Genomic DNA, 24402 nt, shown 5'->3' with positions numbered 1-24402 from the left:
TATCCATGATCCGCACGCTTCTCGCAGCCGGCGTTGCCCTGGTCGCAGCACCCGCATTTGCCGACACGCTGATCTACAATGTTGATGGTGTGACAATCGACGAAGAAGGCGAGGTCAAGCGCTTTACCGGCCTCGCATTTGACGACGATGGAGTCATCACCCACGTCCTTGAACGCGGTGACGAACGCCCGGAAGGCATCGAATTTGCGATGGACGGCGAGGGTCAGGTAATGCTGCCGGGCCTGATCGATGCTCATGTCCACGTGATGGATATCGGTTTTGCCGCGCTGACCCTCGACCTGTCAGACACGAACAGCCTTGAAGAAGCGCTCGCCAGGGTTGCCGAGTTTGCTGAAGACAATCCGGGACGCCCGTGGATCCTCGGGCGCGGCTGGAACCAGGAAAAATGGGGCCTTGGCCGATTTCCAACCGCTGCGGAACTTGACGCGATAATCTCCGACCGCCCTGTATGGCTGGAACGTGCAGACAATCACGCGAACTGGGCCAATAGCCTCGCAATGGAACGCGCTGGCATCACCGCCGAAGCGCAAGACCCTGACGGCGGGCGGATCATTCGCGACGCTGATGGCAATCCGACCGGCGTCTTCATCGACAATGCAAGCTCGCTCGTAGACAGCTTCGTACCGCCGCCGCGACCCGAAGATCGCGACGCCGCTTTCGCCATGGCCCAGCAGCGTTTGCTCGAAAACGGCATCACCGCGGTCGCCGATATGGGCACCCCCGTTGTTGACTGGATGACTTTCCGCCGCTCGGCAGATCGTGGTGATCTGCGAATTCGGATCATGGCCTACGCCAATTCACCCGAAGCGATGGAACTGATCGGAGGCCCGGGACCGACGCCGTGGCTTTACGAAGACAAGCTGCGGCTCAACGGCATCAAGCTTTATGTGGACGGAGCTCTTGGGTCGCGCGGTGCGACCTTGAAAGAGCCGTATACCGACGAGCCAGCCACGCGCGGCATTCCCATCACCTCGCCCGCCCAGTTGCGCAACCGTATGAGCCGCGCTGCGCTCGACAACTTCCAGACCGCCGTCCACGCAATTGGCGACGCTGCAAACGCGGACGTGCTGCTTGCGATCGAGGAACTGTCCGAGAGCTACAAGGGCGACCGCCGCTGGCGTATCGAACACGCGCAGATCGTCGATGTGGACGACATCGCGCGCTTCGGTGAGCACGGCACGATCGCCTCGATGCAGCCGCTTCACCAGACCAGCGACATGTTCATGGCCGAAGCGCGTTTGGGCGAGGGGCGCCTCGGCGGTGCCTATGCGTGGCGCAGCATCCTGGAGGTCGGGGGAAGGCTCGCATTCGGGTCCGACGCGCCTGTCGAGCCTGCTGATGTTTTCGCCGGAATAGCGGTGGCGATCAGCCGTACCGATGAGAATGGCCGGCCCTTCGGCGGCTGGCGCGCGCAGGAAGCGGTGAGCCGCGAACAGGCCCTCGCCGGCTTCACCTCCGACGCCGCATATGCAGGTTTTGCTGATGGCAGGTTCGGGCGACTGGTGGTTGGCGAACGCGCGGATTTCATCTTTGTCGACCGCGATCCGATGCTCGCATCGCCTGGCGAGATTCGCGAGACCGAAGTGCGTGAAGTCTATCTTGCAGGCAAGCGCGTGCACTCGCGCTGACCATTACGCACTACGTACTGACACGTAGTCCATTGATTTTTCGAGCTTATTTCATAATCTAGTCACCACTTTCCTCGAAGGAAGTGGCGCGGGTCATGCGCGTTTGTGCAACCCGGCTGGTCCTGCCAGTCGCGTCGCGGACGTAACACGACCCGCTCCGGCACGGGAGATTGCTCAGCCAGTGCAAGAGCTTGGTGCCAATGCGCAAAGGAGACTGCCTTATGAAGTTCCGTACTCTCGCCCTTGCCGCCGCTGCCGCGTCGCTCGCGGCATCCCCAGCCATTGCACAGGTCGCATTCGAACGCGCAAGCGCGCCTGTCGAAGGCGAAAGTGAAGTTGCCGCCGGCGCCTCCACCCTGCTGCTCGGCCTGCTCGGCGCAGCGGCACTGGTTGGCGTTGTTGTCGCTGCGAGCGATGACAACGACGATCCCGTCAGCCCCTGACTACGTGTAACGTTCTGACTTGGTCTTGAGTCCCGGCACGCGCTGCCCTCGCAAGAGGGCGGCGCGTGTTCTTTTATCCGGGTATACGGGTCTGGAGCGTTGCTAGTCCGCCGTGACGCTTGAATCGTCACCGCTTGCAATGTTGCCCGGCTCACCTTTTTCCGGCTTCGCAGTATCGGAGTTCTTGGCAGCCCGCTTCATCGTCCGCTCCTGCACACGCATGAGCAACAGCGATCCCTCGAACAGCACCAGCAACGGCACTGCGAGGATCACCTGGCTACCCGGATCGGGCGGTGTGACGATGGCAGCAAGCGCCACCACGCCGACAATCACATAGCGGCGAGCTCCGGCAAGCTGGGCACGCGTGACGATACCAGCGCGGTGAAGCAGCATCAGCAGCACGGGAAGCAGGAACGTTATCCCGAATGCCAGAATAAACTGCATGACGAGGCTGAGATAGTCGCCAGCCGTAGGTAGAGCCTGGATCGACAGTCCGCCGGCTTCGCCACCGAAACCCAGGAAGAACCGGAAAGCAGTGGGCATCACCACGTAATAGGCAAGCGCCGCCCCTCCGATGAACAAGACCGGGGTCGCGACAAGGAAAGGCAGGAAAGCCTTTTTCTCATTCGCGTAAAGGCCAGGGGCAACAAAAGCCCAAAGCTGATTGGCAATGATCGGGAAACTGACCATGAAGCCTGCAAACAGACCGACCTTGAGCTCGACGAAGAAGATTTCCGGCAGCTTGGTGAAAATCAGCTGCCCCTCACCTTCGGGAAACGCCTCCTTCAAAGGCTGCACCAGATAACCCAGGATCGGGTCTGCAAAATAGAAACAGATCCCAAAGCCAATCAACAGCGCGAATACCGAGCGCACGAGCCGGGTGCGAAGCTCAATCAGATGATCGAGCAGGGGAGCGCGTGTCTCGTCGATATCCTTGATCTCGAATGCCATCGCGCTGCGCTAGTCCTTCGGCTTTGCCGCGCCAGGCGCAGGTTCAGGCTGGACGTCTTCGACAGCATCGCTTGCTGCTTTTGGCGCAGCGCTTTCGGCTGAGACGGACTGAGGAGTTTCAGTCGCAGGCGGCGGCCCGGTCATCACTGGCTCACCATTGGCAGATTCGGCGCTGGCGGCGGACCGCTTCATGATCGCCTCGTTTTGCGCCTTCCACTTTTTCTCCATGTCCTCAAGCTCGGCTTCGCGGACCATCGCGTCGATGCCTGTTCGAAAGTGAGTGGACACCTTGCGCACCTTTCCGATCCAGCGGCCAGCTGTGCGCATGGCGTGCGGCATGTCCTTCGGCCCGATCACGAGGACCGCGACGATAATGATCACCAGTAATTCAGCGGCGCCGATGTCGAACATGGATAGCCTTTACCGCTCCGTGCGGCGTGAGAGCGTCGGGAACTCAGCTTGCCGAGTCAGTCTTCTCGCTCGTCTTGGTATCGGCGGGGGTCACGTCCTTGGCAGGCGCTTCGATCTGAGCATTGGGTGTCGAACTGGCGCTCTCCTCCTCGCTCATGCCCTTCTTGAAACTCGATATCCCTTTGCCGAAATCGCCCATCATCTCAGAGATCCGGCCGCGTCCGAACAGGACGAGGACGACGAGCGCCACGATGAGGATTTGCCAGATTCCAATACCGCCCATGCGAATTCTCTCTTGATTGCCTCGTTAGAGGGGGTTTTTCTCGACCAATATAGGGATGAAGCCCGCGCTGCGCCAGTCAGCAAACGTGGTCAACCCGCAGCGGAGCATTCCTCATCGCTTTCGCCGGCATCTTGTGCGGCGCTGCAACTTTCGCCGTCATTCTCGTCATCGGGGCTTTCTTCGCCAGAATCCCCCATCGCTTCCTCGAAAGCTTCGTCGACCGGATCGAGGAGCCCTGCTGCCTTGAGCTCGTCAATGCCGGGCAGGTCACGCCTCGACGCAAGGCCAAAGTGATCGAGGAATTCAGGCGTTGTCGCGTAAATCACTGGCCGCCCGGGCACTTCGCGGCGACCGGCCAGCTTGATCCACCCCGCTTCCATGAGGACATCCAGCGTCCCGCCACTGGTCTGAACCCCGCGGATCGATTCGATCTCCGCCCGGCTTACCGGCTCGTGATAGGCGATAATCGCGAGCACTTCGGTCGCAGCACGGCTGAGGCGGCGAACCTGCTCTTTTTCGCGGCGGAGCAAATGCGCCATGTCGGCAGCGGTTTCGAAATGCCAGCGTTTGCCGCGCTCTACCAACTGAACGCCGCGCTTTTCGTAGTGAGCTTGAAGCGCTTTGAGGCTCTCCCGGATCAGCGACTTGTCGCAATCGCCCAGATGCGCTGCGAGTTGATCCACAGATAGCGGCTCTTCGGAAGCGAACAACGTCGCCTCAAGCCCGCGTTCGATTTCGTCGGGCACATCGTCCGTTTCCTCGCTCATGCGCTTGCCGCTGCCTTAAGCCTGCGAATGCGAAGCGGTGAAAAGGCCTCTTCCTGCGCAATCTCAGCCCGTCCCAATCGCGCGAGCTCCAGCGCCGCGACGAAGCTGGATGCAAGCGCCGATTTGCGCAGCGCAGGCGCGGCATGTTTCGGCAGAAAGTCGCGAATATCCATCCAGTCCAGTGTCACGCCCAGCATCGCGGAGACCCGGTCCAGCGCGCTGTCCAGTGTCATGACCGGACGGTCTGACACGTGGTAGATGCGCGGCGCCGTACGCGCCTTGACTTGTCCGTAAGCCTGGATCAGCGAATAGGCATCCGAGCGCCACAATGTCTTGCGATCAGTCCGAAGTCCCTCCGGCGCGCCGCGAACAAAGATGTCGCGTCCGATCCGATCGCGGCCCATGAGCCTAGCCGCGGCCTCGCGCATCGCGCCAAGTCTTTGAAGTCGCAACTGAAGGCGCAGTGCGAGCTCCTCGGGGCTCGGGTCTTCCTGTTCTTCCTTGGGCAGCAACAGCGCCGATTTGAGGTAAGCCAGCCAGGCAGCCATCACGAGGTAGTCTGCCGCCAGTTCCAGCCTCAGGCCCTGAGCGCGCTCGATATAGTTCAGGTACTGGTCGACCAGCGCGAGGATGGAAATCTGGCGAAGATCAACCTTCTGACGCCGCGCAAGGTCGAGCAACAGATCGAGCGGGCCTTCCCAGCCATCAAGCTCGAGATAGAGTGCATCATCGCCCTGTTTCGCGCCTTGCTTGCCGTTTTCATCTACCCAACCGTCGGGCATTTCGGCCGTGGGCTCACCCGCCCCGGCAGCGTCGCCTGAAAGCATGAAGCCATCGTCGTTCTCGATGGTCATGCGGCCTCCTCAGCGAGGGCCAGCAGTGCATCGCGCTTGGCAAGAAGGTCGGCTGCTTCATCCGCGATGCAATCTGCAAGGCGTGTGCCTTCGAGCGCGCGGTCAAGGCGCGCTGTCGTCTGGCCCGACATCGTGGGCAGCACTTCACAGATGCCGGCCATGTCGTCCATCTTGGCCCAGCAATTGAGCACGATATCGCAGCCCGCTGCATGCGCTCTCGCCGAACGCTCAGGGATGGTGCCCTCAAGCGCTTCCATGTCGATATCGTCTGTGAGCAAAAGACCGTCGAAACCAATTTCACCGCGAATAATGTCGCGGACTATCACCTCGGATTGCGTCGCGGGGTTATCGGCGTCCCAGACCGGGAATTTGAGGTGCGCGGTCATACCGATGGGAGCCCAATTGAGGCTCCTGAACGGTGCAATATCCGCAGCCAGCGCGTCGGCATCGGCGTCAACGACTGGCATTTCCTTGTGCGAATCGGCCATCGCGCGGCCATGGCCCGGCATGTGCTTGATACAGCCTGTGACGCCCGCAGCGGCGAGACCTTCGAGGATTGCTCTGCCAATTGCAGCGACCTGCATCGGATCGGCACCAAGCGACCGGTCCCCGATCACGTCGTGCGCGCCCGACTGCCTCAAATCGAGGGGCGGATGGTAGTCGACCGTGATCCCCATCGCCGAAAGCTCCAGCCCCATTGCCTTGGCGCCTGCCCTTGCCGCTTCGATAGCGCTGGCTGGGGCGACCTTGTAAAGCTTGTCGAACGCTTCGCCCGATGGATAGGAAGCCCATTGCGGAGGTCGCAGCCGAGCCACGCGCCCGCCTTCCTGATCGATCGAAACCAGCAAACGATCGCGCCCATGGATATCGCGCAGATCGTCGGTCAGTTTGCGCAATTGCTCAGGATCGAGGCAGTTGCGCCCGAACAGAATGTAGCCCGCAGGATCAGCCTCGCGGAAGAACGCGCGTTCCTCTGCGGTAAGTTCAGGTCCAGAACATCCGAATATCGCCGGAATCATTGCATAAGCCTTGCAGCGCGTGTGCGATCAGGCAAGCGCGCTAACCATCCGTATTGGTGAATTAGCGGGGAAATCTCGTGGGAAAGTGCCGGAATCGGGCCAGATTGCGACAAGACCGCAATGTAAGGGAGCCTCAGGGTTTGACCTGGCAATCAATTCCATCGGCTTTTAGCGCTGCACAAAGCGCATCGCCCGCTGCCCGATCACCCGCAACTGCCTGCAAGCGATAGACCGTACCGATGTCTACCACGCCCTCTTCAATCCTGTAGCGGAAACCGGAAAGTGCATCGGTGCGGCGGGTAATGTCATTCCAGCCCTGTTCGGCCCGTGCGCGAGACGAATAGGCGGCAAGCTGTACGCCGACACCGCTGGTCGTCGCGAAAGCCTGCCGGGCGTTCTCGCCATCGGCACCGCCAGCCGTCGCGGCTGGTTCTTGCGTGGCCATCACACCTTCGCTTGTGCCGCCTTCTCCAACTACGGGCGCGACATTGCCGGTTCCGTCGAATTCCTTGCCGCCTGGATCTTCCGGTCGCTCTTTGATCGGCGTGTCCGGTGCTGCGATGATGCTGCCATCGGCGACCTGTTCGCCACCGCTCTGGCGACCGCCTAAATACCAGAAACTGCCGACTATGACGACGAGAAGGAAAAGCATGAACAAAGCGAAGCCGACCACCTGACGTGTGTCGACGCCCCCGGCTGCATCGTCCTCTTCCTCCGCTTCCAGCCAGGGCAGACTGTCGTCGTCGGAAAGGTCGAGCTGGTCGGTGCCGTCCTCTATCTCTTCATATTCGGCTTCGATCATCACTGATCACACGCGTCCTTTTACATTCGGTCGACGGCTTCCACGCCAAGAACGCGGAGGCCATTACGCAGCACTTGCCCGATTGCCGATGCGAGGAAAAGGCGCGCTGCGGTTAAGCCCTTATCATGTTTCAGGATGAACCGCTTTTCAGGCTCAGTGTTACCGAGGCTGTAGAACGAATTGAGGTCGGTCGCGAGGTCATAAAGGTAAAACGCGATCCGGTGAGGTTCGCGCGCCTTGGCCGCGGCTTCCACCTCGCGAGGGAATTGTGCCGCACGCCGGATCAGCGCCAGCTCTTCCTGACCCAGCTGGCCAAGAGCGTCGAGCGAAGGCGTAACGCCCTCTTCATCCGCAGCCTTGCGAATTGTCGATTGAATCCGGGCGTGAGCGTACTGAACGTACCAGACTGGATTGTCCTTCGATGCCTCGACCACTTTGGCGAAGTCGAATTCCATCTGCGCTTCCGGCTTGCGGGTCAGCATAGTGAAACGCACCACGTCCTTGCCGACTTCCTCGACCATGTCGGCGATGGTGATGAAATTGCCCGAACGCTTTGACATCTTGACCGGCTCACCGCCGCGCATCAGCTGAACCATCTGGACGAGCTTGACGTCAAACGGGATCGGATTGCCTTGCCCTTGCGACAGAGCAGCAACTGCCGCCTTGATCCGCTTGACCGTGCCGGCATGGTCCGCACCCCAAATATCGATCAGCTCATCGGCATCGGCGGCCTTTTGCATGTGGTAGGCAAGGTCCGCGCCGAAATATGTCCACTTGCCGTCCGACTTCTTGATTGGGCGGTCCTGATCGTCGCCGAATTGCGTCGAGCGGAAAAGCGGCAATTCAACCGGCTCCCAATCCTCAGGCGGGGCCTTGCCCTTGGGCGCTTCAAGCACGCCATCATAGACGAGGCCGTGTTCACGCAGCCACTTTTCCGCCTCATCCGGCTTACCCGCAGCATGAAGCGCGGCTTCGGATGCAAAGACGTCATGATGGATGCCAAGCAGGGCAAGATCGGACTTGATGAGGTCCATCATCTTCTCGACCGCTTCGGCGCGGAAGTATGGCAGCCACTCTTCTTCAGGTGTGTCGAGGTGCTTGTCGCCCAGTTCCTGCGCGAGATATTCGCCAATCGGTTTGAGGTAATCGCCCGGATAATATCCTTCCGGTATCTCGCCGATATCTTCACCCAGTGCCTCGCGATAGCGCAGGTGCGCTGACCGGGCGAGCGTGTCGACCTGACCGCCAGCGTCGTTGATGTAATATTCGCGCGTGACATTATGCCCCGCCAGCTCAAGCAGGCTGGACAGCGCATCGCCCACCACCGCGCCGCGACAATGGCCCATATGCATGGGGCCGGTCGGGTTGGCGCTTACATATTCGACATTGACCGTCGTTCCGGCACCCATGGTCGAGCGACCATAATCGTCGCCAAGCCTGATGATCGTCTCAAGTTCTCCGAGCCAGGCTGACGGGTCGAGCCGCAGATTGAGAAACCCAGGTCCCGCGATTTCGGCGCTCACAATCGTAGGATCGGCTTCAAGTTTCGCCGCAATCGCTTCGGCCAATGCGCGGGGATTGGTCTTGGCAGGCTTTGCCAGCACCATCGCGGCATTGGTCGCAAGGTCGCCATGCGAAGGATCGCGCGGCGGCTCAAGCGTGACATTCGCAAAGGACGTGCCCTCAGGCAGCGTCCCGTCTGCGACAAGCGCGTCAAGCGCGTTTTGGATCGTCCCGGCGTAGGCGGCGTAAAGAGTTGTCATGTCGGTCATCTCGCATGCGCCGTTAGCGCAAAGGGAAGGAGGGACAAAGGACCAATGCAAGGGATTCGACGCCAGAGGCGTCGCAAGCCTGACTGGGCGTCCGCAGCGGCTGCGTAACGAAGCGAAGCAGGTCTAGCGAGGAGTTCGCCCGGATGGGCGAACGCGAAGATTAACGCGTCGCGTTATAAGCGAGTTGCTCTTCGGTCAGCTGAAAACCGATCAGCATCTCAAAACGCGTGCGCGCAATGGCTGCGCGTACTTCCGGTTCGGCCAGCGGGTCGAGCGCAGCTTCGGGATCGCCGGCCCGTCGTCGGCGGGTGATGCGTTCGCGGATATCCTCGGGAAGCGATGCCGCCGTGCGATCGACGAATGATCCGGCACGCGCACTGCTTTGAGCGCGTTCCTGTCCGTCGGCAAAGTTCAGCGTCACTTCGCCCACGCGCTTTGTCACGACCGCACTGCCGCCCTGAAGGACGGTCACGAAGTATGGTAGCGTCACCGTGCGTGCACCGCGCACGTCGCTGCGGCGTGCGCGGACATCAAAGGTAGCTTCGGTGTAGACGCGCTCGCTCGAATCATCGCATGTGGACCGCAGGTTCGTGATCGAAGCAGAGACGTCGAGATTGGCCAGCGTCGGATCGGCTGCACGGAATGTGGTCACGTCGCCAGTGTAATCCGGGATGCCCACAGCGGGACAACGGGTCAGCACCGAGGTAATGCCAACGCCCTGGTCAACCACCAGCTCACCTTCGCTCGAGCAGCCTGCAAGTGCGGCGCCGAGTGCGATGGCAGGCAGAACACGGGTGCGAAACGTCATATACAGGTGATCCCTCGAAATTTGTCACTCTCGCGCGGCCGTCCGGACCGCGCCCAATTTTGTTGGCCAGAACATGGCAAACTCACGTTGCCCTAGCGAGCCGCGCCGCAAAGCGCTAGTGGCAGTCTTATGAACGCTCCATTGCCCGATACCAAGCCTGCGACAGGCACAGTCGATGCCAGGCCGCTCAACCTCCTGATCGCCGCACCACGCGGTTTTTGCGCGGGCGTGGACCGGGCGATCGAGATCGTCGAAAAGGCGCTCGAGAGGTACGGTGCGCCGGTCTATGTGCGCCACGAAATCGTCCACAACAAATACGTCGTGGAAGGGCTGAAAGCCAAGGGCGCGATCTTCGTCAAGGAACTCGACGAAGTGCCGACCGACGCGCCGGTCGTGTTCAGCGCGCACGGTGTACCCAAGTCCGTGCCTGCCGAAGCAGAGCGCCGCAACATGGTCTATGTCGATGCGACCTGTCCGCTGGTTTCGAAGGTTCACCGCCAGGCTGAGCGCCAGCTGGAAAAAGGCCGCCACATCATCTTTATCGGGCATCAGGGCCATCCTGAAGTGATCGGGACGATGGGTCAGGTGGAGCCTGGCCAGATGACGCTGGTCGAGAACATTGAAGACGTCGACAAGCTGCCGTTCGATTCGGATGAAGAGCTTGCCTACCTCACGCAGACGACGCTTTCGGTCGATGACACGCGCGAAGTGATCGAAGCGCTCGAATGGCGCTATCCCAATATCAAGGGACCAAAGGCAGAAGATATCTGTTACGCGACATCGAACCGTCAGGCGGCGGTCAAGGAACTGGCGAGGGATTGCGAGCTGGTTCTGGTCGTGGGTGCTCCCAACTCGTCCAATTCGTTGCGGCTGGTCGAAGTGGCCGAACGGCTGGGCACTCCCGGCAAGCTCATCCAGCGCGCAGAGGAAATCAACCCGGCGTGGCTCGACGGGATTGACACGATCGGTTTAACAGCAGGGGCATCCGCGCCTGAAGTGCTTGTCCGCGAAGTCGTCGATGCCCTCGCCAGGTTGAGGCCGATTCAGGAGCGGACCATCACGCACACTGAAGAGCAGATGGTCTTCAAGCTGCCGCGACAGCTGACCGAATAGGACATTCGTGAGCGCTCGCTAGCCATGGCGGTCTACACCCATCTTGGCGCAGAGGATCTTGCCGATCTCATCGCGCATTATGATGTTGGCGAGCTGATAAGTGCCAAGGGCATTGCCGAAGGCGTTTCGAACTCCAACTGGTTGATCGAAACAACCGGCACATCCGGCACAAACACGCGCTTTATCCTCACCATGTATGAGCGCAGGATCGAACTTTCGGACCTGCCGTTTTTCCTCGACCTGATGGATCACCTCGCCGCCAAAGGCTGCCCGGTGCCCCGGACCATCCACGACCGCGAAGGCGCGAGTTTTCGCTATCTCGATGGCAAGGCGATTGCGCTCATCGAATATCTGCCCGGCGTTTCCGTGGATCATCCTACCGCTGGTCAGGCACGCTCGGTTGGTCGCGCGCTTGGGCAGAACCATCTCGCTGTCAAAGACTTCGGCCAGACACGCGCGAATGACATGGGCCTCGCAGCGTGGAGCGAAATCACAGCACGCTGCGGTGACGCGGCTTTGGCAGAGATCGACCCGGCCCTTCCCTCGATCCTGAAGGTGCAGCTTGAAGCGCTTGAAAAAGCGTGGCCGGGCGATCTGCCAGGCGGCGTCGTCCACTGCGACCTGTTTCCCGACAACGTGCTTATGCTTGGCGAACATGTGAGCGGGCTGATCGACTTCTATTTCTCGGCAACAGACGCGTTCGCATACGATCTCGCCGTCACTCACGCCGCGTGGAGCTTCAGCGGCGACGGCAGCGAATATCGCCAGGCCGTCGCCGATGCCCTGATGGAAGGGTATGAAAGCGTTCGGCCCCTGAGCGATCAGGAGCGCGAATGCCTGCCGGTTCTCGCTCGCGGTGCGGCCATTCGCTTCGTCACCAGCCGGGCCGAAGACTGGATTTCAACGCCGGCAGATGCGCTGGTTACGCGCAAGGACCCGATGGATTTCGCTCGGAGGCTAGAATTTTACGACAAAAACGGCGCTTCGCTGTTTGAAGGTGTCAGATGATCGGGCAAAGCCGTCCCATGAAACATGTCGAGATTTTCACCGACGGCGCCTGCAAGGGCAATCCGGGCCCCGGCGGATGGGGCGCTTTGCTTCGGCTGGGCAAGCACGAGAAGGAATTGTCGGGCGGCGAGGCTGATTCCACCAACAACCGTATGGAGCTCACCGCTGCGATTGAAGGCCTGAAGGCACTGATCGAGCCCTGCAAGGTCGACCTTTATTCAGACAGCAAATACGTGATCGACGGGATCACGAAATGGGTGCACGGCTGGAAGAAGCGCGGCTGGGTCAATGCGAGCAAGAAGCCTGTGCGCAACGCGGATCTGTGGCACGACCTGATCGACGTCGCTGCGCGGCATGAAGTGTCATGGCACTGGGTCAAGGGACATAACGGCCACGCTGAAAACGAACGCGTCGACCAGCTTGCCAGCGACGAAGCGGACCGGATCGCTCGCGGCGAATAAGAGCGCGAGGCAAAACGGGCGCGCCATCGATCTGATGGCACGCCCGCTTGAAGCTCAAAAGCGCTAAAGGCTCAGCTGTTGTCTTCGACCGGCGCGCCTGGACCGTTCTTCTGGATCGACGCGATCGCGTTCTTGGCGCTGTCCTTCGAGGAATAGCCTTCGGTCGAGAACATCACTTCGCTGTTATACTTAAAGCGCACGCGGAACTCGCCGGCCTTGTCTTTGTAGATTTCGAACTTGTGAGCCATGTATGGTTTCCCCTCTCTTAGGTAGTGTTGAAACTCATCGACCCTTTTTACAGATCACTTTCACGCTGGCTACCCCGTGAGGCGCGCTTTCAACTCGGAAAATCGCGCAGGCGAGTACCGTGTGCGGTCAATCCCCCTGGTCAGTTCATCGGGCTGCAGGTCCAGCAGAATTTGCGCGCCCAGTCGCGCGGCGGCAGGCGAGGTCTGGATGCCGAAGCCGCCCTGCCCTGCGAACCAGGCAAAGCCGGAACATTCAGGATCGCGACCGTAAACTGGGAGCCTGTCCGGCGCGAAGCTTCGAAGGCCTGCCCAACGGCGCTCAACCGCTTCGATCTGCCAAGTGGTCGCACGTTCGAACCGGTCTATTGCGCGTGCAACGTCGAGTTCCTCGGGCGCAGCGTCGCAAGGTTCAGATGGCACTTCGTCATGCGGACTGAGCCAGAGACGCCCGTTGTCGGGCTTGAAGTAGAAGCCGCCTGAGATGTCGAGGACCAGCGGTTGGTCATCGCAAGCGGCGGGCGCGACGCGCAGTTGAGCAACGGTTCGGCGCTTGGGTTCAATTCCAATCGGCCGTGCTCCGGCGCGCTTCGCGATGACATCGGCCCACGCGCCAGCCGCATTGACGATCTCAGCTGCGCGCCAGCTTTCGCCGCTTTCGCTGAAGATACGCCAACCGCCCGCCTGTCGCTCAAACGCGCTGATACGAGCCCGGCATTCCAATGTGACACCGGCGGTCTTCAACGCCTTGAGATAGTGCTGGTGCAAACCGGCAACGTCGATGTCGGCGCAAGGATCTTCGTAAATCGCATCGCACCATTCCTTGCGCAATTGCGGGACGCGTGCGCGCACCGCTTCTCCGCTGAGGCGCTCAATCGAGACGCCGGTGCCGTCGAACTGCCGCACGAAGCTGTCCATTTGCGCCCGGTCTTCGGCGCGCCCGATATAAAGTGCGCCGCGCTGAGACAGGAAGCCGTGTTCTCGCAGGTATTCACCCGATGCCAGTGTCAATGGGACCACGCCCGGCCCACCATAGCACTCTTCCCAGAATGCAGCGGATCTGCCGGTGGAGTGATAGCCGGGGGCATCTTCCGCTTCGAGCACGATCACCTTTGCATGCTCGGCGAGTTCAGCCGCGATGCTGGCACCGGCCATCCCGGCGCCTATAATTGCAAAATCATAAATCGTGTCGTTCATCAGCGCGCTGGATCCCCGGCAGGCGCGAACTCGTCGAGGAATTTTGCGATCTCGCTCATCATCCGGTCGCGAACAGGATCGACTTCGCGAAGGATTTCGTGGTGCGCTTCCTTGCCGAAGCTGACGAGCTTTGCATTGGGCAGCCGCGATGCAGCGCGGACATTCGCAGCGTGGCTGACCAGCTTGTCATTCGACGTTGAGACGATCAGCACGGGCGTCTTCACCGCCTCCATCGCGCCGGGTTCTTCGAGTTTGCGCCACGAATCATACGCGCGCTCGACCCAGCCCCAGCTTGCCGGGCCCATGACCAGTTCGGGTCGCACGGTGCGCCAGAACGATTCGTCCTCGTAGCGGTCGGGATCGTGGGTGAGCAGGTTCACCCGGTCCTTCGGAAGCTCACCGGGCTTCTCGCTCCATTTCCATGCCGGTCGCAACGGGTCGCCGACCTTGGTCATCACCTTTGCGACATTGTGAAGCAGTGGCAGCGGAAGCTTAGGTCCCGCCATGCCCAGCATCGGCGCGGACAGCACTGCTGCATCGGGAGCAATATCGCCGTCGACCAGAGCGCGCATGATAAGATGACCGCCCATCGAGTGACCGGCGAGCACATGCGGGCCGGCACCCTCGCTCTTCCAGCCATCCCAGAGTTCCACCAGGTCGCGGGTCCAGGTGGTGAAGTCGTCGATGTGACCGGTAACCGCGTCGCCTCCGAGACGGCCAGAGCCCGCTTGCCCCCGCCAGTCTGCGGCGGTCACGCGCCATCCGGCGCGGTGCCATTCTTCAAGGCTCTCCAGATACTTTTCATAGGTGTCGCCGCGGCCCGGCATGAACAGCAGCGAGCCGCGCGCGGACGACGCGGCATCGTTCGATGCGCCGGGCCAATCTATCCGGCGCAAGCTATGTCCATCGGCAGCCTGCCAATTGCTCTCGCTCGCAGCAGGCGGGATAGAGCGTCTGTCGATAGCACCTTCTGCACTCATGTTTTCATCGCTGATTGCTGCATCGCTCATTTTGCTAATCGCTCTGTTCCCCAACCGGGTCGCCGAAGATCATGGTTACTATTTGGTAAGCACTCGCCTGTAGCACCCACCCTCGAAGAGGAACCGCAAACGGGGAAGTCCCGGCTTTCGCGAACTTCCGACCTTCGGGGGCCATATGCTGATGACGACTATTCACTACGGACTGCTGATTGCCTTGGCAATTGCACTGCTGATTGCGGCGTTCACCGACATTCGGTCGCGGACCATTTCCAACTGGCTCAACATCGCAATTGCGGCGGGTGCGCCTGTTTTCTGGTGGGCAAGCGGATTGTCGCTGTGGCCGGATGTGGCCTGGCAAATCGGGTTTGCGCTGGTCGTCTGCGGTATTCTCGTTGGTGTCGCGTATATCGGTTACCGGCTCAATATCGTCATTCTTGGCGGCGGCGACATCAAGCTGCTGGGCGCGCTCGCGCTCTGGTTCACTCCGATGAGCTACCTCGGCATGCTTTGGTACATGGCGCTGTGCGGCGGCGTGATGGCCGTGCTCTTCGTCCTGCGCCTGATGATTTTGCGTCCCAAGACCCGCGGAGTGCTGCCCTACGGGGTCGCCATCGCAGGCGGAGCGCTTCTGGTTCTCTACCCGAAACTGATCTCGGTTCCCGCATTTGCGTGAGATCGCCCGTGAACCCGATCTTAACCAATTAGGACTTATCGGTTGCAACCATACCTGCCCGCAATTTCTCAGGGCTGACACGAGGGGGCTTATTAGCCATGGATAGGAAGAAACTGGTTCTGTTGCTTGGTGCACTGGTCGTTGCGATTGGTAGCGCGATCCTTGCCCGGAGCATGTTCGCAGGCGATGCAGCGCCAAGCGCGGAAGCAGCAGTACAGGAACCGACAGGTCCCAAGGTACTGGTCGCCAACCGTGCGCTGCCCGCCGGTACCATCATCACCGCTGATGCCATGGGTTATCAGCGCTGGCCTGAAGAGCTGGTGCAGGACGCCTACTTCATCGAAGGCGAATCCGACATGAGCCAGTTGCTCGGCACGGTTGTCCGCTTCCCGGTTACCGCCGGTGAGCCGGTGACCCAAGGCTCGCTCGTCAGCCCTGGCGACCGTGGCTTCCTCGCTGCGGCTCTCGGCCCGGGTATGCGCGCTGTTACCGTTCCTGTGTCGGCCAAGACCGGCGTTGCCGGCTTTGTTTTCCCGGGTGACCGCGTCGACGTGGTTCTTACCCAGACCGTGACGGGCGAAGGTCGCCCACTCAACGCAGCCGAAACCGTTCTTCGTAACCTCCGCGTTCTTGCAACCGACCAGACGACCGAACAGGTTACCAACGAAGAAGGCAAGACCGCCGTTCGCGCGTTCCGTACCGTCACACTCGAAGTGACGCCGCAGATCGCTGAGAAGGTCGCGGTTGCCCAGACGATCGGACAGCTCACTCTCGTGCTGCGTTCGATTGCCGACAACCAGGCCGAACTTGAGCGCGCGATTGCCTCGGGCGATCTCGAAATTCCAGACGACGCTACGCCTGAAGAAGAAGAGCGTATCCTTCGCACCGCCATGGGTCAGCCCGTGGACAAGGGCTCGACCTTTGCAACCGGCGGCGACGTCTCGCGCTTCCAGCGCAGCAGCATCCCTCCGCAGAACGATGGTGGCCCGGCTCGCGTCACTCCGCCTGCACCCGGTGTTGCATCCACGGTTAACGGCGCGCCGGTTTACACTGGCCCATCAGTCCGCGTTACCCGCGGCAAGGCAACCAGCGAAGTGCCGGTCGGTTCAGCCAGCCGCGCAGTCGGATCGTCCACTGCGCAAGGCGTCGGCGAAGCAGGTCAGGTTGTTCCAACCGCTGCCTCGACGATCATTCGCTGAGGGAAATGACCATGCGCATCGCAATCAAAAATGTGAGCGCTTCGGCTGAAAAGACCGAACGCCAATCAGGGAAATCCACGGGGGCCCAGACAATGAAAGCCAAGTCCTTTGCAAAAGCGCTGCTTGCTAGCATCGCCGCGCTGCCTCTGGCAGCTGCGCCGACCGGCACAGCCACCGCTCAGCAGGTCGTGAGTCCGAGCGATGAGATCGTAATCTCGATCGGTCGCGGCGAGCTGGTCCAGGTGCCCGGCACCATGGCCGACGTGTTTGTCGCCAACGAAAACGTTGCCGATGTGCAGATCAAGTCGCAGCGTCAGCTTTACGTTTTCGGACGTTCTGGCGGCGAGACGACGATCTACGCAAGCGATGCTCGCGGTGAAGTGATCTTTTCCGCCAATGTACGCGTCGGCTCGAACATCGGCAGCATCGACCAGATGCTCGCCCTCGCGATGCCTGAAGCACAGGTCAACGTCGCCACGATGGGCACCAACACCGTGCTGCTTACCGGCACTGTTGCTGCGCCCGAGGACGCTGCCGAGGCAGAGCGCCTTGTCACCGCGTTCCTTGGTGAACAGGCCAACGTGATCACGCGTCTGAAGACGGCAACACCGCTTCAGGTGAACCTGCAGGTCAAGTTTGCCGAAGTGAGCCGCAGCCTTGTTCGTGCTGTCAGCGGTAACCTCACGACTGTCGACGCATCGACCGGCGGTTTCCGCGGCGGCGTAGGCACCGGACGCTCGCTTGGTACGGGTCGATTCGATCCCCGCAACGGCCCATTGGGCGTCGGTGCGGGCGTTCAGAACCCGGTCGCTGGCCCTTTCCCCAACCCGCGTGCCGGGCTGCCCATCTTTGACCCGGTAACGGGTGCCGTGACCGGCGTTGAAGGGCAGTTCCTGCTCGACGCAAATGGCAATCCGCTTACATTCACCGGCCCCGGGATCGATTCCAACACCGGAGGAACCACGATTGCAGGCCTTGGTCGCCTGTTCGGCCTCGACGCGATCGGCGCGCTCGATCTGTCGGAACGCCTCGGCCTCATCACCACGATCTCGCAGCCAAACCTGACTGCGCTTTCGGGTGAGACCGCGACCTTTCTCGCAGGCGGTGAATTCCCGATCCCGATTTCGCAAGGGCTTGGCAACGTCGCTATTGAGTATCGCAACTTCGGTGTGAGCCTCGCATACACGCCGACGGTTCTCTCGAATGGCCGGATCTCGATCCGCGTCCGTCCGGAAGTCTCCGAGCTGTCTTCGCAGGGCGCAGTCACGCTCAACGGCTTCCAGGTGCCAGCGCTCACCATTCGCCGCACCGAAACGACGGTCGAGCTTGGTTCGGGTCAGAGCTTCATGATCGCCGGCCTTCTGAGCAACAACGCTCAGAACGCTCTCGATAAGGCCCCCGGCCTCGGCGATGTGCCGATTTTGGGCAACCTGTTCCGCAGCCGCGACTTCCGCCGCGGTGAGACCGAACTGGTGATCGTTGTGACGCCGTATCTGGTGAAGCCGGTCAACGCGAGCGACATCGCTCTGCCGACGGATGGCTATCACTCGGCAAACGAACTTGAGCAGTTCATCGGCTATAAGGACAATGATGGCGTCAGCGGCGAACGTCGCCCCGGCCCGACAGCGGCCGAGCCCGATGCTCCCAATCCCAACATCAGCCAGGCCGATCCGGCCGCGATCGTCCCGTCAGTCCCTCAGCCGCAACAGCGCCGCGCGGATGACCGTTCGAACCGTGGTCGCGAACGCCAGGCAGACGCCGTCACACCCGGCTTCGATCTTTAAGCCCAATGCGAAAGGTTCAATCAATGAAACTTGCAAAGAACAGCAAACTGATGGGCGCTGTTGCCCTCTCGCTCGGGCTCGCAGTCGCGGGTTGCGGTGGAATGGCCACCAACACCTCGCTCTACAGCCTCAAGCAGCCGGTCGTGGAACGCACCAACTTCGCGATGGACGTGAACACCAACCGCTCGGGCCTGTCGATCTCCGAACAACAGCGTCTCAATGGCTGGTTCGAGACGATGGATCTCCGCTACGGTGACCGTGTCGCGATTGAGGACCCGTCGAGCAACCCGGCTGTCGCCGAAGCCGTGAACGAGCTGGCCGGTCGATACGGCCTGATCGTCACCGAAGTCGCTCCAACCACGTCGGGTACGCTTGCCCCCGGACAGGCTCGCGTGGTCATCACCCGCAGCGATGCGTCCGTGCCGGGTTGCCCGGATTGGTCGACCAAATCGGACATGAATTACAACAATGCATCCAGCCCGGGTTACGGCTGTGCGATCAATTCCAACATGGCGGCCATGATAGCCAATCCGGAAGACCTTCTTGAGGGGCAGACGGGTTCGGGTGAGACACTCATCGCGACCAGCAACCGCGCCATCCAGACTTATCGCGAGGCCACGCCGACCGGAGCCGAAGGTCTACAAAACGCTCAAGGCGGAGGTAACTGATAATGAACGCTCCATGGAAATCGGGCCTTCCCGGCAATCGCGATCCCTTCGCAGCCTATATCTGCGACGACGCAGCGCTTGATGTCCTGCGCCCGGTCGTGATTGAAATGGGCTGGCCGCCTGAAAAGTGCAACAAAGGCGGTCTTCGCAACGCGATCCAGTCGCTGTCCGTCAGCGCATCGCCGGCAATCCTGATCGTCGATCTGTCGGAAAGCGGCGATCCGCTCAACGACATCAACGCTCTTGCAGAAGTGTGCGAGCCAGGCACGGTCGTGATCGCGATCGGCCAGGTCAACGACGTGCGCCTCTACCGCGACCTTCTCGCCAGCGGCATTCACGACTACCTGCTCAAGCCTCTTAACGCACAGGCTGTCCACGATGCCCTCAACGCAGCGCTTGCTGTCTTCACCTCGCCCAAGGGCGGTGACGGCGAGGCGGTAAAGCGTCACATCTCGACCGCAGTGGTCGGGACGCGCGGCGGGGTCGGCGCTTCGACGATCGCAACGTCGCTATCCTGGCTGTTCAGCGAGGAGCACAGCGCTCCAACTGCGCTGCTCGACCTCGACGTTCACTTCGGCACCGGCGCACTTGCGCTGGATCTGGAGCCGGGTCGCGGCCTCACCGACGCAATCGACAATCCAAGCCGTATCGACGGTCTGTTCATCGAGCGCGCCATGATCCGCGCCAGCGACAACCTGTCGATCCTGTCGGCAGAGGCACCCATCAGCCAACCGCTGATGACCGATGGTTCGGCTTTCGTGCAGCTGGAGGAAGAATTCCGCCAGGCGTTCGAGATGACTGTCATCGATCTGCCGCGCAACATGCTGATCAACTTCCCGCACCTTCTGGCCGATGTGAACCTGGTCCTTCTGACCTGCGAACTCACGCTGGCTTCGGCGCGCGACACGATCCGCATCCTGTCATGGCTCAAGACCAACGCAGCGCACGCTCACCCGATGATTGTCGCCAACAAGGTCCAGCCGGGTGTTGCCGAAATCAGCAAGGCCGATTTCGAAGCCTCGATCGAGCGCAAGATCGACTTTGTCATTCCTTATGACGTGAAAGCGGCATCGAACGCGGCAAAGCTGGGTCAGGTATTTGTCGAGGCAAACAAGAACTCGAAGGCGACCAGCGCGGTCAAGCGCATTGCCGAGCGCGTGATGGGCGCCAGCGAGGAAGATCTTTCCTCGGTGACGGAAGAGAAGAAGTCGCTGCTTGGCGGTTTCGACTTCAAGTCGCTCCTCGCGAAGAAGGACAAGTCCGAAGAGGCAGAGCCCACCGAATAGGTGATGCTCGAGGCTGACGAGGCTCGCGCCACCCCGCGAGCCTCATCCAGTCAAGCCCGATCGGCAACTGACAGGTCGTCCACCTGGGCGGCGCGATGAACTGACAAACATGCGTGACGAGGCGTCACGAGAAGGCAGGACACGAGAGACATGGAAATCATTCAGACCCTGCTGATCACGCTGGTGATCTTTTCGGCTCTGGTGGTCGGGTACATCCTCGTCACCGGTTCGGGCGCGGGAAAAGCGCAGAAACGCCGCCTTGAAGCGCTTCGCTACCGTCACTCGGAAAGCACCGATGCGAAGGTTGAATCGCAGTTCAAGAAAGCGATCGCCGCTCGCAAGCCGAAGACCCACAAGGTCGCTGGCTCCGGTTCACGCACGGAAGCGCTCGAAGTGCGGCTCGACCGGACCGGCAAGGGCTGGACCGTTTCGCAATATCTCTATGCGACGCTCGGGATCATTCTGGTCGTCGGCGTCTTGCTCTTTATCCAGACCGGCGCCCCGTTCCTGTCGCTTGCCGCTGGCGCATTCGTGGGCCTTGGCCTGCCGCACCTCGTCGTCAGTTTCTTCATCAAGAAGCGCACCAACGACTTCAACGCAAAGTTTGCAGACGGCATCGAATTGCTCGTGCGCGGCCTGCGCTCGGGCCTCCCCGTGACCGAGACGCTGGCGGTTGTTGCACAAGAAGTCCCCGGCCCGGTCGGCCTTGAATTCAAGGGCATCGTCGAGCGTATCAAGATCGGTAAGACGATGGAAGATTCGCTTCAGGAAACCGCAGACCGCCTCGGCATTCCGGAGTTCAACTTTTTCACCATCACCCTCGCAATCCAGCGCGAGACCGGTGGTAACCTCGCAGAGACGCTGTCGAACCTCGCCGACGTACTGCGCAAGCGCACGCAGATGAAGCTCAAGATCAAGGCGATGAGCTCGGAATCCAAAGCTTCGGCCTATATCGTCGGCTCGCTGCCTTTCATCGTGTTCGGTCTCATCTACTCGGTGAACCCGTCCTATATCGGCGGCTTCTTCGTCGAGGAACGCCTGATGGTGACGGGTCTTGGAGGCCTTGTATGGATGAGCATCGGCATCTTCATCATGGCCAAAATGGTCAGTTTCGAGATCTGATCCGGAGACGAGAAGTATCATGCTGAATCAAGAATCCGGACCCACTCTGCTCGGCTTTGACGTTGTCCTTGTCGGCACGCTCCTGGCAGGTCTCGCAGCCTTTGCCGTGATCATGGCGATCTATGCCGCGATCACGATCAAGGACCCGATGGCCAAGCGCGTCAAAGCGCTGAATGAACGCCGCGACGAGCTCAAGGCGGGCATCGTCACCTCGGGCACCAAGAAGCGCGCCAGCCTCGTGCGCAAGTCCGATACGACCGACAAGGTCAAGAGCAGCCTTGGCAAGATGAACGTCCTTGAGCAAAGCCAGCTCCAGGCGGTGCAGCAGAAGCTCGCCCATGCCGGCTATCGCAACAAGGAACTCGCGGTCATCGTCATCGGCCTGCGCGCCGTCTTGCCGGTCGTGTTCGGCATCGTCGGCTTCTTCGCGATCTATTACTTCAACGTTTTCGACATCAAGAGCGACTTCTACAAGTTCCTCGCGATGGCTGGCTGCCTGTTCCTGGGCTACAAGGGCCCTGAGCTCTTCCTGAAGAACAAGGCCGACAAGCGCACCAAGGAGATCCAGAAGGGCCTTCCCGACGCGCTCGACCTCCTCGTCATCTGCGCCGAGGCCGGCCTGACCGTCGACGCCGCTTTCAACCGCGTCGCCAAGGAGCTGGGCCGCGCCTATCCCGAACTCGGCGACGAATTTGCCCTGACCGCGATTGAGCTTTCGTTCCTCAACGAGCGCAGGATGGCCTTCAACAATCTTGCCTACCGTGTCGATCTCGAAGCGGTGAAGGGTGTTGTCACCACCATGGTACAGACCGAACGCTACGGTACGCCGCTTGCCTCTGCCCTGCGCGTTCTTTCGGCTGAGTTCCGCAACGAACGCATGATGCGCGCCGAAGAGAAGGCAGCGCGTCTGCCGGCGATCATGACCGTTCCGCTGATCCTGTTCATCCTTCCGGTGCTGTTCATCGTGATCCTTGGACCGGCGGCCTGTGCGATCACCGATACGCTGGTGACGAAGGAGTAAGGCTCGGCCATCGAGTAACGGAGCGGACCTTTTGTAGGAAAGCTGAAACCTTAGACGGGGTCGATCCATCAGGCGCGGATCGGCCCCGTTTTTGCTTGCGCTTAGCCCGTGGTTCAGGCGCCCTGCGAGAGGTCGGCAGCGCGTCTTCGCACACGCTCCAGCATCTTGCGAAGCGTGTTCTCCTCTGCGGGCGACAACCCTTCGAGCAATTCAAGCTCGGTCGCCTTGGCAAGCGGCATCACTTCGCGGTGAATGCCCTGCCCTTCCCCGGTCAGTTCAAGCAGGTGCGAGCGCCCGTCGCTCTCGTTGGTCGCCCGCGCGATCAGTCCGCGCTCTTCGAGCACCTTGCAAGCCCGGTTGACCGCGACCTTATCCATCAAGGTCGCCTCTGTGAGGTCACGCTGGGTCAGGAACTCCCCGCGAAGCCCCGCATCGCCGAGCACCGCCATCACCCGCCATTCGGTCACCTTGAGCCCAAAACGCTTGCGGTACCGCTCGGAAATGAGCGCGCTCACCGCGTTTGACGCGATCGAGAGCTGATACGGCAGGAAGGCCGAAAGCTGGTATTCTGCAGTGTGTGCCGCTTGTTCTGGCGGTGAGGTGATGTCGTCCATGGCCAAGCGGTTTCCCATGAAACCACTGTGCAGGCAAGTCACGCATTGAGCGCGACTTACTCGTACGGGCGCTCCTCCCACCAGGGGTAGAATTCGGGCATGTCCTCGCTGACCTTGCCAGGATACATCGCCTTGCGCTTTTCGAGGAAGCTCGCGATCCCTTCCTTGGCGTCCTTGCCCCGGCTCAGGGAGTAGATCGCGCGGCTGTCGATCTTGTGGGCTTCCATCGGTTGATCCGCGCCCAGCATGCGCCACATCATCGCCCGCGTCATCGCGACCGACACCGCGCTGGTGTTGTCGGCAATCTCGCGGGCGAGGCCTTGTGCCGCGTGCAGCAGATCGTCGGGCTCATGGACCGAGCGCACGAGACCACCTTTATGCGCCTCTTCGGCATCGAAGACCCGGCCCGAATAGCACCACTCCAGCGCCTGTGCGATGCCTACCAGCCGCGGCAGGAACCAGCTCGACGCAGCTTCGGGCACGATCCCTCGGCGGGCGAACACGAAGCCATAGCGCGCAGTCGAGCTCGCCAGCCTTATATCCATCGCCAGCTGCATCGTCGCGCCCACGCCCACGGCAACGCCGTTGCACGCGCTGATCAGCGGCTTCTTGCTTTCGAACAGCCGCAGCGTGAGCAGTCCCCCGCCGTCACGGACCCGCTCGTCCGACAGGCTCTCCACCTCGTCTCCGCTTGCAAACACCTGTCCCCCACCCTCGGGCGTCAGATCTGCACCGGCGCAAAAGGCGCGCTCGCCGCTGCCGGTGAAGATCACCGCGCGCACGCTGTCATCGGCATCGATATCGTCCATCGCCGCGATGATCTCTGCGCCCATCGTACGGGTGTAGGCATTCATCTTGTCGGGCCGGTTCAGCGTGATGGTCGCGATGCCATCGGCCTTGTCGACGATGATCTGGGTGGTGCTCATTCAGGTTCCTCTCCATCGGACTTGGACCACGCAAGGGGGTGCTTTGAAAAAACGCGTTCCCCCGCGCGCGGCCCGGATTTTCCCCGGCTTTGCGCCGCTTTGGAGCAGCATAGGTGTGACATTCCACGTGGCAAGGTGTGACTTTCCGATCGGGCGGTTGCGCGGGGTCAGAGGTGATCGCCGGGCGGGCTTTCTTCCGGCTGTAGCGCGGTGAGCGATCTGTAGGAAAGCCGGACGGATCGGCGGGCCGGACACGGTCATTCGCGCGACCCGGATACACCACTCCCAATGGTTGGGAAAAATTCCCAACCCTGCGCATGTCACTCAATCGGGTGACACGCGCCCA

26 protein-coding genes are annotated in these 24402 nt (G+C 61.1%); 12 read left to right on the top strand and 14 right to left on the bottom strand.

Annotation, left to right across the window (positions count from 1 at the left end; genetic code table 11):
* The first annotated feature begins 5 nt into the window (after window positions 1-5).
* Together CD351_RS05925 and CD351_RS05920 are read left to right on the top strand one after the other, a co-directional pair.
* Window positions 6-1649 (top strand): amidohydrolase, encoded by a 1644-nt coding sequence (locus tag CD351_RS05925; RefSeq protein WP_111991745.1) that lies wholly within the window; start codon window positions 6-8, stop codon window positions 1647-1649.
* A 221-nt stretch (window positions 1650-1870) separates the two neighbouring features.
* Window positions 1871-2092: a hypothetical protein gene (locus CD351_RS05920; protein WP_234027249.1), complete on the top strand. Its 222-nt coding sequence runs from the start codon at window positions 1871-1873 to the stop codon at window positions 2090-2092.
* Window positions 2093-2194: 102 nt separating this feature from the next.
* Here CD351_RS05920 and tatC read toward each other — a convergent pair whose 3' ends face one another.
* From tatC to CD351_RS05875, 9 genes are all read right to left on the bottom strand, one after another.
* Window positions 2195-3043 carry a twin-arginine translocase subunit TatC gene (gene tatC, locus CD351_RS05915; RefSeq protein WP_111991743.1) on the bottom strand — a complete coding sequence of 283 codons (849 nt, stop codon included), beginning with the start codon at window positions 3041-3043 and terminating at the stop codon, window positions 2195-2197.
* 9 nt (window positions 3044-3052) lie between these two features.
* Entirely contained in the window at window positions 3053-3454 is a 402-nt protein-coding gene (tatB, locus tag CD351_RS05910; RefSeq protein WP_111991742.1) for a Sec-independent protein translocase protein TatB, read from the bottom strand.
* Window positions 3455-3497: 43 nt separating this feature from the next.
* Window positions 3498-3737, bottom strand: coding sequence for a twin-arginine translocase TatA/TatE family subunit (locus CD351_RS05905; RefSeq protein WP_111991741.1), 240 nt, complete (start codon window positions 3735-3737; stop codon window positions 3498-3500).
* A gap of 89 nt (window positions 3738-3826) precedes the next feature.
* On the bottom strand, window positions 3827-4504 hold the full coding sequence (gene scpB / locus CD351_RS05900; RefSeq protein ID WP_111991740.1) for an SMC-Scp complex subunit ScpB: 678 nt from the start codon (window positions 4502-4504) through the stop codon (window positions 3827-3829).
* Entirely contained in the window at window positions 4501-5286 is a 786-nt protein-coding gene (locus tag CD351_RS05895; RefSeq protein ID WP_234027283.1) for a ScpA family protein, read from the bottom strand. Before CD351_RS05895 ends, scpB begins: the two co-directional genes overlap by 4 nt.
* Before the next feature lie 68 nt (window positions 5287-5354).
* On the bottom strand, window positions 5355-6377 hold the full coding sequence (gene nagZ / locus CD351_RS05890) for a beta-N-acetylhexosaminidase (RefSeq protein ID WP_111991738.1): 1023 nt from the start codon (window positions 6375-6377) through the stop codon (window positions 5355-5357).
* Between the two features lie 133 nt (window positions 6378-6510).
* Complete coding sequence (locus CD351_RS05885) at window positions 6511-7179, bottom strand: SPOR domain-containing protein (RefSeq protein WP_111991737.1); 669 nt, start codon at window positions 7177-7179, stop codon at window positions 6511-6513.
* 20 nt (window positions 7180-7199) lie between these two features.
* Window positions 7200-8951: an arginine--tRNA ligase gene (argS, locus tag CD351_RS05880; RefSeq protein ID WP_111991736.1), complete on the bottom strand. Its 1752-nt coding sequence runs from the start codon at window positions 8949-8951 to the stop codon at window positions 7200-7202.
* A gap of 160 nt (window positions 8952-9111) precedes the next feature.
* Window positions 9112-9759: a hypothetical protein gene (locus CD351_RS05875; RefSeq protein ID WP_111991735.1), complete on the bottom strand. Its 648-nt coding sequence runs from the start codon at window positions 9757-9759 to the stop codon at window positions 9112-9114.
* Between the two features lie 129 nt (window positions 9760-9888).
* On the opposite strand from CD351_RS05875, the gene ispH reads away from it, so the two are divergent.
* Genes ispH through rnhA form a run of 3 tightly spaced genes read left to right on the top strand, consistent with a single transcriptional unit; the run spans window position 9889 to window position 12341 of the window.
* A complete protein-coding gene (gene ispH / locus CD351_RS05870) occupies window positions 9889-10872 on the top strand; it encodes a 4-hydroxy-3-methylbut-2-enyl diphosphate reductase (protein WP_111991734.1) in 984 nt (327 codons plus the stop codon).
* Between the two features lie 24 nt (window positions 10873-10896).
* Window positions 10897-11880, top strand: a complete 984-nt coding sequence (thrB, locus tag CD351_RS05865) for a homoserine kinase (protein ID WP_111991733.1) — start codon at window positions 10897-10899, stop codon at window positions 11878-11880.
* A 17-nt stretch (window positions 11881-11897) separates the two neighbouring features.
* Window positions 11898-12341: a ribonuclease HI gene (gene rnhA / locus CD351_RS05860; protein ID WP_111993617.1), complete on the top strand. Its 444-nt coding sequence runs from the start codon at window positions 11898-11900 to the stop codon at window positions 12339-12341.
* A gap of 71 nt (window positions 12342-12412) precedes the next feature.
* On the opposite strand, the gene CD351_RS05855 is transcribed toward rnhA, so the two are convergent.
* The 3 genes from CD351_RS05855 to CD351_RS05845 all read right to left on the bottom strand — a co-directional run bounded on the left by CD351_RS05855 (window position 12413) and on the right by CD351_RS05845 (window position 14793).
* Complete coding sequence (locus CD351_RS05855; RefSeq protein WP_111991732.1) at window positions 12413-12589, bottom strand: YegP family protein; 177 nt, start codon at window positions 12587-12589, stop codon at window positions 12413-12415.
* Window positions 12590-12658: 69 nt separating this feature from the next.
* Window positions 12659-13783 carry an FAD-binding oxidoreductase gene (locus CD351_RS05850; RefSeq protein WP_111991731.1) on the bottom strand — a complete coding sequence of 375 codons (1125 nt, stop codon included), beginning with the start codon at window positions 13781-13783 and terminating at the stop codon, window positions 12659-12661.
* Window positions 13783-14793 (bottom strand): alpha/beta fold hydrolase, encoded by a 1011-nt coding sequence (locus CD351_RS05845; protein ID WP_111991730.1) that lies wholly within the window; start codon window positions 14791-14793, stop codon window positions 13783-13785. The genes CD351_RS05850 and CD351_RS05845 overlap by 1 nt, the downstream gene beginning before the upstream one ends.
* 151 nt (window positions 14794-14944) lie before the next feature.
* Between CD351_RS05845 and CD351_RS05840 the strand changes: the two genes are divergently transcribed.
* The 7 genes from CD351_RS05840 (at window position 14945) to CD351_RS05810 (ending at window position 22516) form a co-directional block, all read left to right on the top strand.
* Window positions 14945-15436 carry a prepilin peptidase gene (locus tag CD351_RS05840; RefSeq protein ID WP_234027248.1) on the top strand — a complete coding sequence of 164 codons (492 nt, stop codon included), beginning with the start codon at window positions 14945-14947 and terminating at the stop codon, window positions 15434-15436.
* Between the two features lie 98 nt (window positions 15437-15534).
* Window positions 15535-16635: a Flp pilus assembly protein CpaB gene (gene cpaB / locus CD351_RS05835; protein ID WP_111991728.1), complete on the top strand. Its 1101-nt coding sequence runs from the start codon at window positions 15535-15537 to the stop codon at window positions 16633-16635.
* A 92-nt stretch (window positions 16636-16727) separates the two neighbouring features.
* Window positions 16728-18419 (top strand): type II and III secretion system protein family protein, encoded by a 1692-nt coding sequence (locus CD351_RS05830; RefSeq protein WP_234027247.1) that lies wholly within the window; start codon window positions 16728-16730, stop codon window positions 18417-18419.
* A gap of 23 nt (window positions 18420-18442) precedes the next feature.
* Window positions 18443-19087 (top strand): CpaD family pilus assembly protein, encoded by a 645-nt coding sequence (locus tag CD351_RS05825; RefSeq protein ID WP_111991726.1) that lies wholly within the window; start codon window positions 18443-18445, stop codon window positions 19085-19087.
* 2 nt (window positions 19088-19089) lie between these two features.
* Window positions 19090-20373 carry a pilus assembly protein CpaE gene (locus tag CD351_RS05820; protein ID WP_111991725.1) on the top strand — a complete coding sequence of 428 codons (1284 nt, stop codon included), beginning with the start codon at window positions 19090-19092 and terminating at the stop codon, window positions 20371-20373.
* 150 nt (window positions 20374-20523) lie between these two features.
* The gene (locus CD351_RS05815; RefSeq protein ID WP_111991724.1) at window positions 20524-21495 is read left to right on the top strand and encodes a type II secretion system F family protein; all 972 of its coding nucleotides are present in this window, start codon (window positions 20524-20526) and stop codon (window positions 21493-21495) included.
* Between the two features lie 19 nt (window positions 21496-21514).
* Window positions 21515-22516 carry a type II secretion system F family protein gene (locus tag CD351_RS05810; protein WP_111991723.1) on the top strand — a complete coding sequence of 334 codons (1002 nt, stop codon included), beginning with the start codon at window positions 21515-21517 and terminating at the stop codon, window positions 22514-22516.
* Between the two features lie 113 nt (window positions 22517-22629).
* Here the strand turns inward: CD351_RS05810 and CD351_RS05805 are convergent, their stop codons facing one another.
* On the bottom strand, window positions 22630-23130 hold the full coding sequence (locus tag CD351_RS05805; protein WP_111991722.1) for a MarR family winged helix-turn-helix transcriptional regulator: 501 nt from the start codon (window positions 23128-23130) through the stop codon (window positions 22630-22632).
* A gap of 56 nt (window positions 23131-23186) precedes the next feature.
* On the bottom strand, window positions 23187-24056 hold the full coding sequence (locus tag CD351_RS05800) for a crotonase/enoyl-CoA hydratase family protein (protein ID WP_111991721.1): 870 nt from the start codon (window positions 24054-24056) through the stop codon (window positions 23187-23189).
* Window positions 24057-24402: the final 346 nt, after the last annotated feature.

Origin of the sequence: Erythrobacter sp. KY5, from assembly GCF_003264115.1 — a bacterium.
In the GTDB taxonomy this organism is placed as follows: domain Bacteria; phylum Pseudomonadota; class Alphaproteobacteria; order Sphingomonadales; family Sphingomonadaceae; genus Erythrobacter.
Note: the sequence above shows the minus strand (reverse complement) of the source record. Positions and strands in the feature narration are given on the sequence as shown.

Bases quoted from the DNA above. Each gene is read 5' to 3' on its own strand.
- CD351_RS05875 (WP_111991735.1), bottom strand. From the start codon at position 9,759: ATGACGTTTCGCACCCGTGTTCTGCCTGCCATCGCACTCGGCGCCGCA.
- CD351_RS05815 (WP_111991724.1), top strand. From the start codon at position 20,524: ATGGAAATCATTCAGACCCTGCTGATCACGCTGGTGATCTTTTCGGCT.
- thrB (WP_111991733.1), top strand. From the start codon at position 10,897: ATGGCGGTCTACACCCATCTTGGCGCAGAGGATCTTGCCGATCTCATC.
- CD351_RS05885 (WP_111991737.1), bottom strand. From the start codon at position 7,179: ATGATCGAAGCCGAATATGAAGAGATAGAGGACGGCACCGACCAGCTC.
- CD351_RS05925 (WP_111991745.1), top strand. From the start codon at position 6: ATGATCCGCACGCTTCTCGCAGCCGGCGTTGCCCTGGTCGCAGCACCC.
- CD351_RS05855 (WP_111991732.1), bottom strand. From the start codon at position 12,589: ATGGCTCACAAGTTCGAAATCTACAAAGACAAGGCCGGCGAGTTCCGC.
- CD351_RS05830 (WP_234027247.1), top strand. From the start codon at position 16,728: ATGAAAGCCAAGTCCTTTGCAAAAGCGCTGCTTGCTAGCATCGCCGCG.
- nagZ (WP_111991738.1), bottom strand. From the start codon at position 6,377: ATGATTCCGGCGATATTCGGATGTTCTGGACCTGAACTTACCGCAGAG.
- argS (WP_111991736.1), bottom strand. From the start codon at position 8,951: ATGACCGACATGACAACTCTTTACGCCGCCTACGCCGGGACGATCCAA.
- ispH (WP_111991734.1), top strand. From the start codon at position 9,889: ATGAACGCTCCATTGCCCGATACCAAGCCTGCGACAGGCACAGTCGAT.
- CD351_RS05805 (WP_111991722.1), bottom strand. From the start codon at position 23,130: ATGGACGACATCACCTCACCGCCAGAACAAGCGGCACACACTGCAGAA.
- CD351_RS05845 (WP_111991730.1), bottom strand. From the start codon at position 14,793: ATGAGCGATGCAGCAATCAGCGATGAAAACATGAGTGCAGAAGGTGCT.
- CD351_RS05920 (WP_234027249.1), top strand. From the start codon at position 1,871: ATGAAGTTCCGTACTCTCGCCCTTGCCGCCGCTGCCGCGTCGCTCGCG.
- CD351_RS05850 (WP_111991731.1), bottom strand. From the start codon at position 13,783: ATGAACGACACGATTTATGATTTTGCAATTATAGGCGCCGGGATGGCC.
- CD351_RS05905 (WP_111991741.1), bottom strand. From the start codon at position 3,737: ATGGGCGGTATTGGAATCTGGCAAATCCTCATCGTGGCGCTCGTCGTC.
- CD351_RS05810 (WP_111991723.1), top strand. From the start codon at position 21,515: ATGCTGAATCAAGAATCCGGACCCACTCTGCTCGGCTTTGACGTTGTC.
- rnhA (WP_111993617.1), top strand. From the start codon at position 11,898: ATGAAACATGTCGAGATTTTCACCGACGGCGCCTGCAAGGGCAATCCG.
- cpaB (WP_111991728.1), top strand. From the start codon at position 15,535: ATGGATAGGAAGAAACTGGTTCTGTTGCTTGGTGCACTGGTCGTTGCG.
- CD351_RS05800 (WP_111991721.1), bottom strand. From the start codon at position 24,056: ATGAGCACCACCCAGATCATCGTCGACAAGGCCGATGGCATCGCGACC.
- CD351_RS05895 (WP_234027283.1), bottom strand. From the start codon at position 5,286: ATGCCCGACGGTTGGGTAGATGAAAACGGCAAGCAAGGCGCGAAACAG.
- scpB (WP_111991740.1), bottom strand. From the start codon at position 4,504: ATGAGCGAGGAAACGGACGATGTGCCCGACGAAATCGAACGCGGGCTT.
- CD351_RS05825 (WP_111991726.1), top strand. From the start codon at position 18,443: ATGAAACTTGCAAAGAACAGCAAACTGATGGGCGCTGTTGCCCTCTCG.
- tatC (WP_111991743.1), bottom strand. From the start codon at position 3,043: ATGGCATTCGAGATCAAGGATATCGACGAGACACGCGCTCCCCTGCTC.
- CD351_RS05840 (WP_234027248.1), top strand. From the start codon at position 14,945: ATGACGACTATTCACTACGGACTGCTGATTGCCTTGGCAATTGCACTG.
- tatB (WP_111991742.1), bottom strand. From the start codon at position 3,454: ATGTTCGACATCGGCGCCGCTGAATTACTGGTGATCATTATCGTCGCG.
- CD351_RS05820 (WP_111991725.1), top strand. From the start codon at position 19,090: ATGAACGCTCCATGGAAATCGGGCCTTCCCGGCAATCGCGATCCCTTC.